Raw genomic sequence first — 376 nt, forward strand, 5'->3', positions numbered from 1 at the left:
GCTTCAGGCAGGTCGCGTCAAGACGGTGGTCGTCTGCGAGCACGTAGCCCACGTTCGCTTGGGCGAACGCGGAGCAGGCGTCGAAGGTGACCCGAATCTGGTCCTCAGCGGGATTGGAGACCACGGGCTCCCCGGGGCCCGCGACCCAGCTCACGCCGGCGAGTCGGTTCCACTGGAAGGCATACTGGTTCGCCGGGTCGATGACGCCCCACATGGCGCGGGAGGGTGCACCCTGGAAGCCGTTCTCCGCACGCACGCCGGACTCCAGCAGTACCGCAGTCGTGAGTCCGCCGCCGATCCCGATTTTTTTATTGTTCGGGGTAGCTTCGAGTTCTACAATTTCGCGGGTCTGCTGGGGATCGGGTTTTTCTTGTTG

At 64.1% G+C, this 376-nt stretch carries 1 protein-coding gene; it reads right to left on the minus strand.

Annotation, left to right across the window (positions count from 1 at the left end):
- Window positions 1-376: hypothetical protein (locus QN347_RS19560; protein ID WP_323494363.1), on the minus strand; the 376-nt coding region annotated here is incomplete at both ends.

It is taken from the genome of Sphingomonas sp. 10B4 (assembly GCF_035019905.1).
GTDB lineage: Bacteria > Pseudomonadota > Alphaproteobacteria > Sphingomonadales > Sphingomonadaceae > Sphingomonas > Sphingomonas glacialis.